Here is a 15860-nt window from a genome sequence, read left to right on the forward strand (position 1 = left end):
AGGGGGAACCGATTCCACCGACTGCGGCGGCGTCGGCATCACCACCGCGTCTCTCGGCCGATCGCGGCCGGACCGGCCGGGGACCCGGCTGCCAGCTCGGCCGTCGACGGCCCATTCACGGCCGGGAAGCCGACACCCGTACGGGAAGGGAGACCAGTCCGCGGACGATCGAACCGGCGCGGTGATGGCGCAGCTCGGTGGCCGGCACGGCGAGGGCCAGGTCCGGAAAGCGGTCCAGCAGGCCGCCGATGGCGATCTGGCCTTCCAGCCGGGCCAGCGGGGCGCCGAGGCAGAAGTGCAGGCCGTGACCGAAGGCGACGTGCCGTTTGGGGGCGCGGGTCACGTCCAGCCGGTCGGGGGCGTCGAACGCCGCGGGATCACGGTCCGCGGCGCCCAACGAGACGTGCACCCAGGCGCCCTTGGGGATCGGCGTCCCGGCGATCTCCATGTCCTCGACGGCGATGCGCTGACTCGCCCGTTCCAGCGGGCCGTCGTACCGCAGCAGCTCCTCGATCGCGGACGGCAGCAGCTCCGGCCGCGACCGGAGCAGTTCGAGCTGGCCGGGCGCCTGGAGCAGGGCGAAAACCCCGTTGCCGATGAGGTTGACGGTGGTCTCGTGCCCGGCGATGAGCAGCAGCACGATGCCGTTGAGCAGCTCGGCCCCGGTGAGGGCGGCGTCCCCGTCGCGGGCGGTGATCAGGCCGCTGATCAGGTCGTCCCCAGGGGCGGCCCGACGTTCCGCGATGACCTCGGTCAGATAGCCGTTGAACGCCCGCGCGACCTCGCGGCGCCGTTCGCGCGCCTCGGCGGTCAGCGCCGGCACCGTCAGCACCGCCGTCCACTCCCGGAACCGGGCCCGGTCGGACGCCGGGACGCCGAGCAGCTCGCAGATCACCTGGATCGGCAGCGGGACGGCGAACTCCTCGATCAGGTCGGCCTCGCCCCGGGCCGCGATGCCGTCCAGCAGCCCGTCGGCGATCTCCTGGACCCGGGGGCGCAGCTTCTCGACCCGCCGGCCGGTGAACGCCTTGGCCATCAGCGCCCGCATCCGGGTGTGGTCGGGCGGGTCCATGGAGAGCATCGTCCCGCCGAAGAACTGTTCGCCGTTCACGGGCAGGGAGCTGTGCGCGGTGTCCTTGGACAGGCGCGGGTCGTTCAGGGCCGCGCGGCCGTGCTCGTGGTCGACCACCAGGAACGCGGTGGCTCCGCGGGGGAAGTCGATCGGGTGGACCGGCCCCGAGGCCCGCAGCTCGGCGTAGGCGGTGTAGGGGTCTTCGCTGAACGTCCGGCTGAACAGGAACTCCAGCGGCAGCATCAGACGACTCTCCCCACGCCGGCGAGGAAGCCGGGCCGGGACATGTCGGACTCGAACGGCTCGGCGTCGGCCCGCCAGTCGGCCACCTGGACGAGGCCGGGCCCGACCAGCTCGGTGCCCTCGAAGTACGTCATCACCTCGTCGACGCCGCGCGGGATGAGGTCCCCGGCGCCCGTCCTGCCGTACGCGGACCGCACCTGATCCTCGATTTCCCGGGTGATCTCGCCCCGGTGGCCGTGCGAGATGACCAGGTAGCTGCCCGGGACGAGCGGTGCCCGCAGCTTCGCCACGATCTCGGCCGGACGCTCCTCGTCCGGCACGAAATGCAGGATGGCCAGCATCAGCAGCGCGACCGGCCGGCTGAAGTCGATCCGGGCCTTGACCTCGGGATGGTCCAGGACGCTCCCCGGCTCGCGCAGGTCGGCCTGCACGACGGTGGTCTGCGGGTTGTCGGCCAGCAGCGCCCGCGCGTGCACGAGCACGATCGGGTCGTTGTCCACGTAGATGACGCGGGAGTCGGGGGCGGCACGCAGCGCCACCTCGTGGACGTTCTCCTGCGTCGGCAGCCCGGATCCGATGTCGAGGAACTGCCGCACACCGCGTCCGGCCATCATGGTCACGGCCCGCGACACCAGCCTGCGGTTGGCGCGGGTGAACTCCAGCACGTTCGGCATCGCCGCCACCACCTGGTCGGCGGCCTCCCGGTCCGCGGCGAAATTGTCCTTGCCGCCGAGGTAGTAGTCGTACATCCGGGCCACGCTGGGGGTCTCCGGATCGATCACCCACTCTGGATGATGCTCACCACTCACGGACGGACCTCCTGCCTGGGTACCCGATCGCACGATTGTAGAGGGGCGAACCGGGATGATCTTCGATTATCGGCAACTCCCGGGGACGGCTTCAGACAGGTGCCTTGTGGGCGACGCGTCCCGGTGGGATGGAAAGATGAGCGGCATGGGAAAAGTCGTGGTCACCGCAGAAAGCACGCTGAACGCGAGCCCGGAAAGGGTGCTCGCAGCACTCGGCGACTACACGGGCGCGCGATCCCGCATGCTGACCGAGCACTTCAGCGAATACGAAGTGCGAGAAGGCGGCCAGGGCGACGGCACGGTGGTGCACTGGAAACTCGCCGCCACCAGCAAGCGCGTCCGTGACTGCCTCCTCACCGTGAGCGCCCCCGGCAAGGACGTGCTGGTGGAGCAGGACGCCAACTCCTCCATGACCACCACCTGGACGGTCTCCCCCGCCGCCGGAGGCGCACGCGTCCAGGTCAGGACCACCTGGGACGGAGCGGGCGGCATCGGAGGCTTCTTCGAACGGACCTTCGCCCCCAAGGGCCTCCAGCGGATCTACGACGCGCAACTGGCGAAACTGAGCTCCGAACTCGGCGCATGACCCGCGCGGTGCCCGCCGGCGGGCACCGCCCGGGTGCTCCGACCCGGCCCGTCAGCACGCTCCGGAGCCCGGCACGCGGCCTCCGGGACGGCGGGCGGCGAATTCCGCTTCCCAGAACAGCGCGGCCTCACGGTCGGCCTCATCGCACCCGCACTCGCGCGCATGCCGGGTGGCGGACGCGGCGCGGCGCGCCAGGGCGGACGCCCGCACCGCCGCGCAACCGCAGTGATGCGCGATCGCCGCGCCGGTCGTCCGGCTGAACGCCGGTCCTCGCGACGCGCAGTCGCACAGAGGCGAGCCCCGCATTTCGAGCTCGTCCGCGACCATCGCCCGCTGCGCGTCCACCACGCCCCCAATCCTCCCCGCAACAACGCGTTCCCGGTACTCCCCCCGGCACACTCCCGTGGAACGGCCGGGACTCGCCGGGAGGGCCGTCGCGATCAGCCGACGGCTAGCGGCGGGGTGGCCCGAGGATGTACTCGCCGGCGAGGGCCATCGCCTCGCGTTCGGTCCGGCCGCCGTGGTCGGCGGCCATGAAGTGGTGGCCGATGGCGAGGGCGAAGGCGAGGGTGCTGCGCGCCTCGATCTCGTCGGGGTCGTCGACATAGGTCCCGAACAGCGTCCGCAGGTAGCCCATCCGGGCGTTGTCGACCCGCTTCAGCCGGGCCGCGACGCCCGGGTCGCGGCGCGCCCACGAGCGGACCGCGAGCTCGATCGGCAGCAGCTCGCTGGAGAACGTGAGCAGGCCGGCCCGTCGCATCTTGGCGGTCGCGTCCCCGCCCTCCTCCTCGACCTGGGCGATCACGTCGTCGGTGGTGCGGCGTTCCCACGCGTCGAGGATCTCGGTGAGCAGGGCGGCACGGTTGGGGAAGTAGCCGTAGAACCCGCCCTTGGTGACGCCGAGCCTGGCCGCCAGCACCTCGATGCGGACGCCTTCGGGCCCGCCTTCCGCGAGCGCTTCCAGGCCCGCGGCGATCCAGCGGTCGCGCGGCGTGCGGGTGGGTGCGGCCATGTCTGCGGACTCCTCGATCAGGACGGAGTAGACACTACCCGGCACAGTTATATACGGTGCCGTATAGAACGTCGACGGGGATCGGCGTCCCCACCTTGGAGGACCCCACATGAGAGTCGCGCTCACCGAGCACACCTCGCGGCCCTGGCGCATCCACGAGATCGCACACGACTTCGAGGTTGAGGACGTGTGGGCACTGCCGACACCCGGCGGCCCCGACGATTTCGGACTGCTGACCTCCGAGCTCGCCACCGCCGGCCGCCCCGGTGAGAACACCGCCGGCGTGACCCGGCTGCTCTGGGCGGTCAGATGGAGGCTCGGCGAGATCCTCGGGTGGGACCGAGACGACGCCGGACTGCAGAAGCGCGTGCCGACCCTGCGCGACCGCCTGCCCGACGACCTGCGCGAGGCGCCCGCCCCCGCACTCGGCGAACTGCCGTTCTCACCCCTGTACGAACTCGACGACGAGTTCGCGGCGGAGTTGGCCAACGCCACCGTGCACGCGGTGCTGCACCTGAGCTGGGTCGAGGACGGCGACGGCGGCCACCGAGGCCAGATGGCGGTGCTGGTCAAACCGAACGGCCTGCAAGGGCGGCTCTACATGGCCGCGATCAAACCGTTCCGGTACCTGTTCGTCTATCCCGCGCTGATGCGCAACTACGAGCGCTACTGGCAGCAGGCCACCGGCGGCCGCGTCCCGGCCGCCGGCACGGTCACGGGCGCCGTCGGCGTCGACCGGATCCCCGAGCCGATGAGAGGCCCGCTTCGCGCCGGCTACGCCGACATCTTCACCCTCGCCGCCGACGTGACCGCCACACCCGAGCACTGCGCACGCACGATGCTCGAGGACGTCGCCGGCGACGGCGGGCAGCGGATCTGGCGCCGTGTCCTGGGCCTGCGCCTCGCGCCGCGACCGTGGACGGACACGGTGGCCGGCTGGAGCGTGGCCGAGCGCGACGACCACTCGATCCGGCTCCAGGCGCGGTCCTGGGCCTCGACCTTCAACCTCGTCGTCCAGGTGGAGGACGGCTCGATCACCCTCGCCACCCTCGGCCGCCACGACCGGCTCCTCGGCAGGATGGTGTGGTCCCCGGCCTCACGGATTCACCGTCGCCTGGTACCCGGCCTGCTACGCGACACCGCCCGCAAACTGCGGGCACGGGCAGACCACTGAACCGATTCCGCACACCGGCGACCGCGATGCCGGTGATGACGGCCCTTCCGCAAGGGCGATCAGGGGGTGGGCGGGGGTGGGGCCCCGATGTTTCCGGCGTCGATCGTCCGCCCTTGCGTCGTCTCCACGACCACCGGGGAGCCGTCGGGGACGACTCCGTCCAGGCGGGCCAGCAGCTCCGAGACCGGCGGCAGGCCGGCGGGGGTGCGGACGGAGACGTGGAAGGTCCTGGCTTCGGTTCGGACGCTGGTGACGGTGGCACCCGGCTCGGCGGCCGCCCAATCGGCGGCGACCTGCTTCACCCGGTTCTCCCAGGCGGCGACCAGGTAGTTCGCCGCCGTGCTGAGGCCCAGGGGGATGACGACGAGCAGGCCGAGCCCGCCGAGGGCCAGGCCGGCACGGGTCCGGGTGGCCGGTGCGGCGTCGCGGTATCCGAGGACGGAGAAGACGAAGGTTCCGGCCAGGACGAGGCACAGGAAGTTGGACAGGAACAGCACCAGCGCGCCGAGCGCGAGGGCGGGCGCGCCGTCGCCGAGGCAGACGCCCGCCACGACCAGCGGCGGTACGAGGGAGATCGCGATCGCGACGCCGGGCAGGACGGCGGCCACGTCCCGGCGGGCGAGGGCGACGGCGCCGGCCAAGTCCCGTCGCCATCGCGGCGAGGAGTGTCCTTCCCCGACCTCAGGTCGAGGTCGGCGGTGAGCTCCTCGGGCGTCCGCCGCTGCGCCGTGGGGACAAGCCGATCTCGTACCCGAACCGGCATGTCCCTCAGGGGGTGACGATGTCGAAGTCGCGATCCCCGTCGTCGAGCAGGCCGATCAGTGTGGCGAACGCCGTGCGGTCGCCGTCGGCCTGGACGCCGTCGATGCTCTGGGAGGTGACCGCGCGGAGCAGCTGCGGCTTGGTCAGGGTCAGGGTGAGGTCGGCCGGGGTTCCGTCGTGCGCGTGGCTCTGGGTGAGGACGCCGTTGGCAAGGCTCAGCCTAATCTCCTTCTTGAGGTCGGTGAAGTTCCAGTCGATGGTCAGGCGGGTGTCCCAGGCGCGGGGGCCGTTGACGCGGATGGCGAGGGAGTCGAAGACCTGCTCCACGCTCAGGGCCATGGCGACGTCCGGCGAGGAGGTGTCGAGGGTGTTGACGGGCTTGTCGCCGCGGAGTTCGGCGGCGCCCTGAAGGTAGAAGTTGCGCCAGGTGCCGTTCTCGCTGCCCCGGCCGAGGGCGTCGTAGACCTGGGCGAGGAGCTCGCGGGCCTCGGTGTCGCCCGGGTCGGCGAAGACGACGTAGTTGAGGACCTGCGCGGCCCAGCGCGTCTCGCCCGCCTCGAAAGCGGCCCTGGCCTTGGGGAGGACGGTCTGGGCGCCGCCCATGTACTCCACGTGCTTGACGGCCGATTCCTCCGGCGGCAGTTCCCACAGATGGGCGGGGTTGCCGTCGAACCAGCCCATGTAGCGCTGGTAGATCGCCTTGACGTTGTGGGAGACCGAGCCGTAGTAGCCGCGGGCGTGCCACGCCTGTTCCAGGGCGGGGGGAAGGCGCATCATCTCGGCGATCTCGATGCCGGTGTATCCCTGGTTGAGCATCCGCAGCGTCTGGTCGTGCAGGTAGGCGTACAGGTCCCGCTGCTGGGCCAGGAAGGCGGTCAGCTCGCGCGTGCCCCAGGTCGGCCAGTGGTGCGAGGCGAACAGCACGTCGGAATCGGCGGCGAACAGCTCGATGGCCTCGGTGAGATAGCGGGCCCAGTTGCGCGGGTCGCGGACGAGCGCGCCGCGCAGCGTCAGCACGTTGTGCAGGTTGTGGGTGGCGTTCTCGGCCATGCACAGGACGCGCCGGTCGGGGAAGGCGAAGTTCATCTCCGCCGGCGCCTCGGTGCCCGGGGTGAGCTGGAAGACGATCCGGACGCCGTCGATCACCTCCTCCTGCCCGGTCTCGGTGACCGACAGGGTCGGCTCGATCAGCGAGACCGTGCCGGTCGAGGTCGTCGGGCCGAGGCCGGCGCCGATCTGCCCGGTGGCGTCCTTGGGCAGCTCCGCGCCGTACATGAAGATCGCCCGCCGGTTCATCGCGGTCCCGGCGTAGACGTTCTCGGAGACGGCGTGCTCCAGGAAACCGGCCGGGGCGATGACCGGGACGCCGGCGCCGTCGGGCACCACCCCGCGGACGCCGCCGAAGTGATCGGCGTGCGAATGGCTGTAGATCACCGCGCTGACCGGGCGGTCGCCCCGGTGCTCGCGGTAGAGCGAGAAGGCGGCCGCCGCGCATTCGGTGGACAGCAGGGGGTCGACGACGATGACGCCCCGGTCGCCCTCGATGAAGGAGATGTTCGACAGGTCGAACCCGCGCACCTGGTAAACGCCGTCGGCGACCTGGTAGAGGCCGTGCTCGGCGGTGAGCTGCGACTGCCGCCACAGGCTCGGGTTCGCGGTGCCGGGGCACGCCGCGTCGAGGAACGCGTAGGCGTCCAGGTCCCAGACGACCCGGCCCGACGCGTCCATGATCTTCGGCTGCGGCAGCGTGCCGACGAACCCCTTGCCGGCGTTCTCGAAATCGGTCCGGTCATCGAACGACGGGAGAGCGTCCACGGTTTCTCCTCCGAGTGCTACCGGCAACACCCGGTCATTTCCCCGAACCGCCCCAGCACAGCGCCAAAGGAAGGCAAGAGATCACGAACCTCCGGCCGGTTCACTTCTGAGCGGCCATCAGGACGTATCCGGCGTCGCCGCGGGTGGCGGCGGCGCGGGCGAGCGCCGTCATCTGCAGGGCGGTTCCGAGGTCGATGCCGGTGAAGGCCGAGGGCCGGATGATCTTGAAGCCGCGCAGCCGCGCCTCGATCATGTCGATCATCGTGATGAGGGCGTCGTCGTGCCGTTCGGACCGGGTGACGCGCAGCCCGGCGCCGTCGAGGACGGCGGTGTAGTCGTCGGCGGAGCGGGCGTCGGCGATGCAGGCGACCCAGCCGGCCAGGCCCGCGAGCCGCTCGTCCAGGGGGCCGGTGACCGTGATGTCGGTGATGCCTGCCCTGCCGCCGGGGCGCAGCACCCGGGCGATCTCGGCGGCGGCGGTGGGCTTGTCGGGGAAGGTGCAGAACGCGCACTCGCACACGACGGCGTCGAACGTCGCGTCGTCGAACGGCAGGCGTTCGGCGTCGCCGGCATGGAAGCGCACGGTCCCTCCGGCGCCGGCCGCGGCGGCCGTCGCGGCGGCCTTGGCCACCGACGCCTCGCCGAGGTCCACGCCGTCGGCCTCGACGCCGTACTCGCGGGCCAGCAGCAGGGCCGTCCCACCGGTGCCGGCGGCCACGTCCAGCACGCGTTCGCGCGGTGCCAGGCCGAGCGCGTCGGCCAGCCGTCGGGTGAGCCGCCTGCCGCCGGGATGGCGGGAGTCGCCGAGCAGCAGCGCGACCGCGTCGTTCTGGTAGGCCGTCGCGCAGCAGGACTTGATCTCCTCGGGCGCGGGCCGGGTCATCGCAGCCGCTCCCCCACGTTGGTGGCGTCCCGGACGATCGGTCCGTCACCGTCCTTCGCGATCTTGGAGCCGTAGGGGGACGGCGCCAGCAGCGGCTGGATCGGGGTGGCGTTGGGCACGGTGCCGGCGACCGGGACGCCGGACATCCGCGCGCGGACCTGCTCGCGGTAGCCGACCGAGTTGTAAGCGCAGAACGGGATGAGCCGCCCGTCCGGGGTGATCTGCTCGACGCAACACTTCATCAGCTGTTTGACGTTGAGGGTGTAGGGGTCCTGGAAATCCTGGAACACGATCATGAAGGCCCGGCCGGCGAGCTCGGGGAGATCGGCGGGCAGGTCGATGCCACATGCCTCGCAGTCCAGCCCACCCAGCGCGGCCAGGCTCTCGGAGGTGGTCGAGGTGCCGGGGAACGCCGACGCGCTCCACAGCTTCTCCAGCGCCGCGCGGATCCGCGGGTCGGGCAGGGCGCGGTTGGAGACGTAGTCGAGGTACTCGGCGGGGTCGAGCATCCGGGTGACCGGGACGACGTCGTCGCCGTCGGTGACGGCGTAGGTGATGGACCGGCAGGACGGGAAGCAGCACGGCACCGGGAAGAAGTCGTCCGGACGGAACCAGTCCGGCCGCTGCGCGCACAGCGCCGCGATGACATCGGAGTTGGTCAACCGGGTCAGCGGGTCGAACTCGACGTGCCGTCCGGCGTGGGTGACCGGCTGGAACACCACGCCGTGCACCGCGGGATGCGCGACGCCGTGCTCGACGATCGCACCGATCTCATGCTCGTTGAGGTCGCGTTCGATCGCGGCGGCCAGCATCACCCGCAGCCCCGCCCCGGCGCAGTTGTCCAGCGCCCGCCGCTTGTGCTCGCGCAGGTCACGGCCGCGGACCCGGCGGTGCGTCTGCTCGTCGAACCCATCGAACTGCAGGTAGACGGTGACCTCGCGGCCGGCCAGCGCGGCGGCGAAGTCCCGGTCGGCGGCGAGCCGGATCCCGTTGGTGTTGAGCACCACGTTGCGGATCGGACGGGCCCTGGCGGCGTCGACGAACTCGATGATCTGCTTGTGGATGGACGGCTCCCCACCGGAGAACATCACCACCTCGGGCTCGCCCTCCGCCGCGACATAGGCGTCCAGCATCCGCTCGCACTGCTCCAGCGTGATCGAGTACCCGTCGGGCTGGTGGCCGGAGTCGGCGAAGCAGACCGGGCAGTCCAGGTTGCAGCCGGTGTTGACCTCGATCAGCCCGAGGCATGCGTGCTGCTTGTGCTCTGGGCACAGGCCGCAATCGAGCGGGCAGCCGTCTTTGACCTCGGTCTGGGTTCGCAGCGGGATCGTCCCGGGCTTGTTGAACCTGGCCGAATCCATGTAGGCGTCCGCGTCCCCGTACACCAGAGCCTCGAACCCGCCGTGCTCCCGGCAGCGTTTGCGCAGATAGACCTTCCCGTCCCGCAGATTCACCTGCGCGTCGACCACGACCTTGCACACCGGGCAGATCGACTTGGTGTACTCCACGAACACCTCGTCACGATCCACGCGAACCCCTCCCCGCAGCCAGGCGACGATCCCGCCAACCTCCCCCCTGCCCGACCGGCAGCGGCCGACACGGTCAGCGCGTACGGGCTCCATTCGCGGTGCTCGAATAATGGGGCCGCATGCGGTTACCGGACGAGGAGACGGCCGTGGCCCGAGCCGTCTGGAACGACGTCGTGCTGGTCGAGACGGACCTGCCGGTGATGCTGGAGGCAAGGTGAAGTGAGCCGGTACGACCTGGTGGTGATCGGTGGTGGTGCGGCGGGGCTGGCCGCCGCCCGCACCGGTGCGGCACGTGGTGCGCGGACGCTGCTGGTCGAGGAAGGGTCGATCGGCGGGGACTGTACGTTCACCGGGTGCGTGCCGTCCAAGACGCTGATCGAGTGCGCGGCGCGCGGCGTCGAGTTCGGCGAGGCGATGTCGGCGGTGCGCGCGGCGGTCGCCCGCATCGCGGCCACGGAGACGGCGCAGGTGCTGGCGGGAGAGGGCATCGAGGTCCTGCCGGACCGGGCGGCGTTCTCGGCGCGGCGTCGGATCCTTGCCGGTGGGCGCGAGGTCGAGGCCGGGGCGATCGTGATCGCCACCGGCACCCGGCCCGCCGTGCCGTCCATCCCGGGCCTGGCGGAGGTGGCGTGCCTGACGAACGAGAACGTCTTCGAGTTGCGGCGCGCGCCCAGGTCATTGGCGGTGCTGGGCGGCGGCGCCGTCGGTTGCGAGTTGTCCCAGGCGATGAGCCGGTTCGGCGTGCACGTCACCGTGGTCGAGGAGCAGGACCGGCTGCTTCCGGGCGAGGATCCGGAGGCCGCGCGGATCATCGAGGACGTCCTCACCCGGGAATCGATCATCATTCGCACCGCGACGACGGTGTCGGCCGTCACGACCACCGCGGGCGGGGTCCGGCTCGAGACCGGACGGGGCGACCCCGTGGAGGCCGAGATGCTGCTGGTCACGGCCGGTCGCGTTCCGGTCACCGACGCTCTGGGGCTCGCGGACGCCGAAGTCGGTGTGGACGGGCGCGGGTACGTGATCGTCGATGACCACCTGGCCACCACGGCGGCCGGGGTGTACGCCGCCGGGGACATCACCGGACTCGCCCACCTCACCCATGCGGCCTACGCCATGGGGCGCACCGCCGCGGCCAACGCACTGGGCGGACGCCGCAAGGCGTCGTTCACGACGGCGGGCATCCCGCGCGTCGTGTTCACCGACCCCGAGGTGGCCCAGGTCGGCCTCACCGAGCGGCAGGCCACCGCGGAGGCAGAGGACGCGCTGGTGGCGTACCTGCCGATGAGCGAACTGGACCGGGCCGTCGTCGCCCGCCGGACCGACGGTTTCGTCAAGCTCATCGCCGGACCGCGCCGCCTGCTCGGGCACCGGGGCGGCGGCCGGGTGCTGGGCGCGACCATCGTCGCGTCCCGTGCCGGGGAAATGATTCACGAGCCGGCCCTGGCGATCCGCACCGGCATGTTCACCGGACGGCTCGCCCAGACGGTGCACGCCTACCCCTCCTGGTCGATGGCGATCCAGCAGGCCGCCGCCCAGTTCTTCGGCGCCCACGGCCACCGGACCGCCCGTGCCGCCACCCGCGACGGCGACACGCATTGACCAGCCCCCTCTCGGGACGGCCCCCGACCCGATCACGCTCGGAGCCCGCTCACGGCGTCCGGTCCCGCGGCACCGGGCGGTCACACTGAAATCATGAACTGGGGGCGGTATGTCGAGGAGTTCCACGGCGAGCGCGCCGGGATCACCGAACGCGTACTGCGGCACAGCACCGATCGCGGCGGTGATCCCTACGACTGGCTGCTGGCCGCCGTCCCGGAAACCGGGCGGGTACTGGATCTGGCCTGCGGCAGTGCCCCGCTGTGGCCGACCCTCGGTGACCGCCACTACGTCGGGGTGGACGTCTCCGCCGCCGAGTTGACCGAGGCGCGGCGGGCGGGGGCCGGCCCGCTGGTGCGGGCCACCGCGTTCGCGCTGCCGCTGGCGCCGGGCAGCGTGGACGCCGTCGTGTGCTCGATGGGCCTGATGGTCCTCACACCGCTCACCGGGGTGCTCGCCGAGATCGGCCGGGTGCTGGCTCCGGGCGGGGTGCTGGTGGCGACGGTTCCGGACCGGCGGCCCCTGCGTCGGGCGGATCTCGCGGTGGTCGGCGGTCTGCTGGCGGCGCTGGGCTCGGGGCTGGGTTATCCCGGCGACCGAGATCTGCGGAGGCTCCCGGCCCTGCTCGCCCAGGCCGGGCTGCGGCTGGACGGCGACGAGTCCCGCCGATACCGGTACCGGCTGGGGAGCCGGGACGATGCCGATCGTCTTGCTTCGTCGTTGTACCTGCCGGGCCTGCCGCCTTCACGGCGCCGACGGGCCCGCGGTTACCTGCGGGCGCTGAGCCTGGCGCATGCCACGGTGCCGATGCCGATCCGGCGGATGATCGCCCACCGCCCCACCTGAACCTGCCGCGTCCGACATCGCCGTGACCGCGTGCTGGGACGGCCGCCACGGCCGGGCCTGGTACGCAGCAGGGGCGGCACGGACCGGCCATGCCGCCGCGGGTCACGTGATGTCGCGGCGGATCGAGGTCAGCGTCCCGGCGAGGGCGAAGGCGATGCCGTAGCCGGTCAGGACGAGTCCGCCCTGCCAGGGATCCAGGAAGTGCTGGGTGGTCAGGGAGATCCGGGTGAGCGAGGCCGAGGCCGAGCCGGGCAGGTACATCGTCCAGTCGGCGAGGGCGGGGACGCCGGTGAGAACGGGTTCGGCGACGAACCGGTAGACCAGCAGGGCGACCACGGCGGCGACCTGGTTGCGGACGAGCGCGCCCGCGCCGACGCCGATGAGGGCGAAGACGGTGACGTCGGCGACGACGCCGAGCATGGTGGCGGGCAGCCCGTTGCCGGTGAGCGGCACGCTGATGCCCTTGGCCGCCAGCCATGGCACCGCGATGGCGGCGACGACGAACAGGCACGTCAGCGCGTAGCCGGCGCCGGTGAGGCCGTAGGTGACGAGTTTGGCGGCGACGATGCGGCCGCGGTGCGGGGTGGCCAGGAAGGTGGCCGTGGCGGTCTTGTGCCGGAACTCCCCGGTGATGGCGATGGCGCCCAGGACGGCGACCAGGGTGTTGGCCCCGCCGGCGGCGACCGCGAACAGGGTCTGCTGACCGGCCGCGGTGGACAGGGGCGGCGTCCACGTGTCGGCGTCATCGGAGAAGGCGATGAGCAGGCCCGCGTAGAGAGCGGTCAGCGCCATGGAGGCCAGTAGCAGCCACAGCCAGAGGCGGGTGGTGAGCAGCTTGCGGAACTCCCCCGCGATCAGGTGGTGCATGTCAGGTCGGCTCCCGGTGGGGCGCGGTCAGAGTGAAGAAGATCTCTTCCAGGTCTCCGCCGGTGCTGGTGAGCTCGTGGAGTTCGATACCGCGCCGGTGGGCCAGGCGTCCGATCTCTTCGGGCCGCATCCCGGTGACGGTCAGCTCGCCGGGCCCGGTGCGGTCGATGCGCGCGGTGGGCGGCCCGGCGCCGCTCACGTCGGCGCTCAGGGCGTCGGCAAGGGCGTCGGCCTGCGGGCTGCGGACCATGGTGGCGGCCGGGGGGCGGGCCAGTTCCGCCAGGGGGCCCTGCCGGACCAGTCGCCCCTTGTCGATGATGATCACGTGGTCGGCCAGTTGCTGCACCTCGGCCAGCAGGTGGCTGGAGACCAGGACGGTCCGGCCGTCGGCGGCCTGCCGCCTGAGGAAGCGCCGCATCCAGGCGATGCCCTCGGGATCCAGGCCGTTGGCGGGCTCGTCCAGGATCAGGATCCTCGGGCGCCCCAGGAGGGCCGTGGCCAGGGCGAGGCGCTGCCGCATCCCGAGGGAGTATCCGCCGGCCGCGCGACGGGCCGCGCCGGTCAGCCCGACCTCGTCCAGCACCTGGTCGGCTCGGGACTGCGGGTAGCGACTCACCGTGCAGTAGACGCGCAAGTGGTCACGGCCGCTGCGGGCGGGATGAAAGCCGGTGGCCTCCAGCGCGGCTCCCACCTCGTCGCCGGGCCGGGGAAGGTCGGCATAGCGCCGGCCGCCGATGCTCACTTGCCCGGAGTCGGGGGTGACCAGGCCGAGCAGCACGCGCAAGGTGGTGCTCTTGCCGGCGCCGTTGGCTCCCAGGAAACCGGTGATCGAACCTGCCTCCACGGTGAAGCTCACGTCGTCGATCGCCGTGACGGAGCCGAAGCGCTTGGTCAGGCCGCGAACCTCGATCCGGCCCGGCTGTTCGATCCGCTGCTCGATCATCGTGTGCCTCCCGTCCACCATCAAGGGAACATACAACACAGTGAATTAGCTTCACAATGAACCGAATGCACTGATGTCGGCCGGAGCGGGGCCCTGCGGCGAAGAAGCTGTTCACCGTGGCGGCAGTGGTGGCAGTGGTAGCGCCTGGACGTCCCCGGTCTCCGCGCGGACGCGCTGTTCTTCGCGGGTTCCCTGCTCGAACGGGTCCCGGTCAGTGGCTTGCGGCGAGTTCGCCGCTGAGGGTGTCGTGCATGCGGGCGCTGTCCTCGTTGAGTCCGACGATCTCGACGGTCTTGCCGCGCCGTTCGTACTTGGTGGTGACGGCGTCGAGGGCGGCGACGGTGGAGGCGTCCCAGACATGGGCGTCGGTCAGGTCGATGGTCACCCGGTCGGGGTCGCCTGCGTAGTCGAACTGGTAGACCAGGTCGTTGCTTGAGGCGAAGAACAGTTCGCCGGTGACGGCGTACACGACCTGGCCGCCGTCAGGGTCGGTGACCGCGGAGACGTTCACCAGGTGCGCGACGCGGCGGGCGAAGATGACCAACGCGGTGATCGAGCCGGCCACCACCCCGATGGCCAGGTTGTGGGTGGCGACCACCACGGCGACGGTGACCAGCATGACGGTCGTCTCGCCCAGCGGCATCCGCTTGAGCGTGGCCGGGGCCACCGAGTGCCAGTCGAACGTCCCGACCGCGACCAGGACCATGACCGCGACCAGGGCGGCCATCGGGATGTCGGAGACGACCGGGCCGAAGCCGATGCACAACACCATCAGGAACGCCCCGGCCAGGAACGTCGACAGCCGGGTCCGGGCGCCGCTCTTGACGTTGATCATCGTCTGGCCGATCATCGCGCAGCCGCCCATGCCGCCGAAGAACCCGGTGACGATGTTGGCGATGCCCTGGCCGATGGACTCGCGGGTCTTGCCCGAGCGGGTGTCGGTGATGTCATCGACGAGCTTGGCGGTCATCAGCGACTCCATCAGCCCGACCAGCGCGAACGCCAGCGAGTACGGCGCCAGCAAGGCCACGGTGTCCAGCGTGAACGGCACGTCCGGCAGGCCCGGGGTGGGCAGCGAGGACGGCAGCGCGCCCTTGTCCCCGACGGTCGGCACCGCGATGCCGGCGGCGACGGTGATGACGGTGAGGATCACGATCGACACCAGCGGCGCCGGGACGGCCCTGGTGATGCGCGGGAACAGCACCATCAGCGTCAGCCCGGCGGCGACCAGCGGATACACCGGCCAGGGCACGTCCCGCACCTCGGGTACCTGCGCCATGAAGATCAGGATGGCCAGCGCGTTGACGAACCCGACCATCACGCTGCGCGGCACGAACCGCATCAGCCGGGCCACCCCCAGCGCCCCCAGCACCACCTGGAAGACCCCGGCCAGGATCACCACGGCCAGCAGGTGGCCGAGCCCGTGCTCGCGCGCGGTGGGCGCCACGACCAGCGCGACCGCCCCGGTCGCGGCCGAGATCATCGCCGGCCGGCCGCCCACGATCGCGATCGTGACGGCCATGGTGAACGCGGCGAACAACCCGACCTGCGGCTCCACCCCGGCGATGATCGAGAAGGAGATCGCCTCGGGGATCAGCGCGAGCGCGACCACCAGGCCGGCCAGCACCTCGGTGCGCAGCAGCTTGGCCGTGATCGGCTGCGCGGGCGTCAACGCCGGCTTCAGTCGGTGCGCCAGTACGGCAGGCAGACTCAAAACACT

General features: G+C 71.6%; 15 protein-coding genes. 4 read left to right on the top strand and 11 right to left on the bottom strand.

The features are described from left to right. Positions 1-115: 115 nt before the first annotated feature. Both AB0C35_RS35680 and AB0C35_RS35685 read right to left on the bottom strand, forming a co-directional pair. The gene (locus tag AB0C35_RS35680) at positions 116-1315 is read right to left on the bottom strand and encodes a cytochrome P450 (protein WP_358466033.1); all 1200 of its coding nucleotides are present in this window, start codon (positions 1313-1315) and stop codon (positions 116-118) included. Beyond that, positions 1315-2124, bottom strand: a complete 810-nt coding sequence (locus AB0C35_RS35685; RefSeq protein ID WP_358466035.1) for an SAM-dependent methyltransferase — start codon at positions 2122-2124, stop codon at positions 1315-1317. The genes AB0C35_RS35680 and AB0C35_RS35685 overlap by 1 nt, the downstream gene beginning before the upstream one ends. Before the next feature lie 145 nt (positions 2125-2269). Between AB0C35_RS35685 and AB0C35_RS35690 the strand changes: the two genes are divergently transcribed. After that, entirely contained in the window at positions 2270-2710 is a 441-nt protein-coding gene (locus AB0C35_RS35690; RefSeq protein WP_358466037.1) for an SRPBCC family protein, read from the top strand. Between the two features lie 51 nt (positions 2711-2761). Here AB0C35_RS35690 and AB0C35_RS35695 read toward each other — a convergent pair whose 3' ends face one another. Together AB0C35_RS35695 and AB0C35_RS35700 are read right to left on the bottom strand one after the other, a co-directional pair. Beyond that, positions 2762-3058 (bottom strand): hypothetical protein, encoded by a 297-nt coding sequence (locus tag AB0C35_RS35695; RefSeq protein ID WP_358466039.1) that lies wholly within the window; start codon positions 3056-3058, stop codon positions 2762-2764. A gap of 103 nt (positions 3059-3161) precedes the next feature. Beyond that, entirely contained in the window at positions 3162-3722 is a 561-nt protein-coding gene (locus tag AB0C35_RS35700) for a TetR/AcrR family transcriptional regulator (protein WP_358466041.1), read from the bottom strand. A 109-nt stretch (positions 3723-3831) separates the two neighbouring features. Here AB0C35_RS35700 and AB0C35_RS35705 point away from each other — a divergent pair, with 109 nt between their 5' ends. Next, on the top strand, positions 3832-4896 hold the full coding sequence (locus AB0C35_RS35705; RefSeq protein ID WP_358466043.1) for a DUF2867 domain-containing protein: 1065 nt from the start codon (positions 3832-3834) through the stop codon (positions 4894-4896). 59 nt (positions 4897-4955) lie between these two features. Here the strand turns inward: AB0C35_RS35705 and AB0C35_RS35710 are convergent, their stop codons facing one another. The 4 genes from AB0C35_RS35710 to AB0C35_RS35725 form a co-directional block, all read right to left on the bottom strand. Next, positions 4956-5537, bottom strand: coding sequence for a DUF389 domain-containing protein (locus AB0C35_RS35710; protein ID WP_358466045.1), 582 nt, complete (start codon positions 5535-5537; stop codon positions 4956-4958). Positions 5538-5664: 127 nt separating this feature from the next. Next, positions 5665-7473: an alkyl sulfatase dimerization domain-containing protein gene (locus AB0C35_RS35715; protein ID WP_358466047.1), complete on the bottom strand. Its 1809-nt coding sequence runs from the start codon at positions 7471-7473 to the stop codon at positions 5665-5667. Positions 7474-7573: 100 nt separating this feature from the next. Next, positions 7574-8356 (bottom strand): methyltransferase domain-containing protein, encoded by a 783-nt coding sequence (locus tag AB0C35_RS35720; RefSeq protein ID WP_358466049.1) that lies wholly within the window; start codon positions 8354-8356, stop codon positions 7574-7576. Next, positions 8353-9885, bottom strand: coding sequence for a radical SAM protein (locus AB0C35_RS35725; RefSeq protein WP_358466051.1), 1533 nt, complete (start codon positions 9883-9885; stop codon positions 8353-8355). Before AB0C35_RS35725 ends, AB0C35_RS35720 begins: the two co-directional genes overlap by 4 nt. Positions 9886-10104: 219 nt before the next feature. Here AB0C35_RS35725 and AB0C35_RS35730 point away from each other — a divergent pair, with 219 nt between their 5' ends. Together AB0C35_RS35730 and AB0C35_RS35735 are read left to right on the top strand one after the other, a co-directional pair. Continuing rightward, on the top strand, positions 10105-11487 hold the full coding sequence (locus tag AB0C35_RS35730) for an FAD-dependent oxidoreductase (protein WP_358466053.1): 1383 nt from the start codon (positions 10105-10107) through the stop codon (positions 11485-11487). Positions 11488-11580: 93 nt separating this feature from the next. Then, a complete protein-coding gene (locus AB0C35_RS35735; protein ID WP_358466055.1) occupies positions 11581-12330 on the top strand; it encodes a class I SAM-dependent methyltransferase in 750 nt (249 codons plus the stop codon). A gap of 102 nt (positions 12331-12432) precedes the next feature. On the opposite strand, the gene AB0C35_RS35740 is transcribed toward AB0C35_RS35735, so the two are convergent. From AB0C35_RS35740 to AB0C35_RS35750, 3 genes are all read right to left on the bottom strand, one after another. Continuing rightward, a complete protein-coding gene (locus tag AB0C35_RS35740) occupies positions 12433-13197 on the bottom strand; it encodes a hypothetical protein (protein WP_358466057.1) in 765 nt (254 codons plus the stop codon). 1 nt (position 13198) lies between these two features. Beyond that, complete coding sequence (locus tag AB0C35_RS35745; RefSeq protein WP_358466059.1) at positions 13199-14161, bottom strand: ABC transporter ATP-binding protein; 963 nt, start codon at positions 14159-14161, stop codon at positions 13199-13201. 190 nt (positions 14162-14351) lie between these two features. Then, the gene (locus AB0C35_RS35750; RefSeq protein WP_358466061.1) at positions 14352-15812 is read right to left on the bottom strand and encodes a SulP family inorganic anion transporter; all 1461 of its coding nucleotides are present in this window, start codon (positions 15810-15812) and stop codon (positions 14352-14354) included. Positions 15813-15860 lie beyond the last annotated feature (48 nt).

The sequence above is a fragment of the Spirillospora sp. NPDC048819 genome (genome assembly GCF_040650055.1).
Taxonomy (GTDB): Bacteria; Actinomycetota; Actinomycetes; order Streptosporangiales; family Streptosporangiaceae; genus Spirillospora.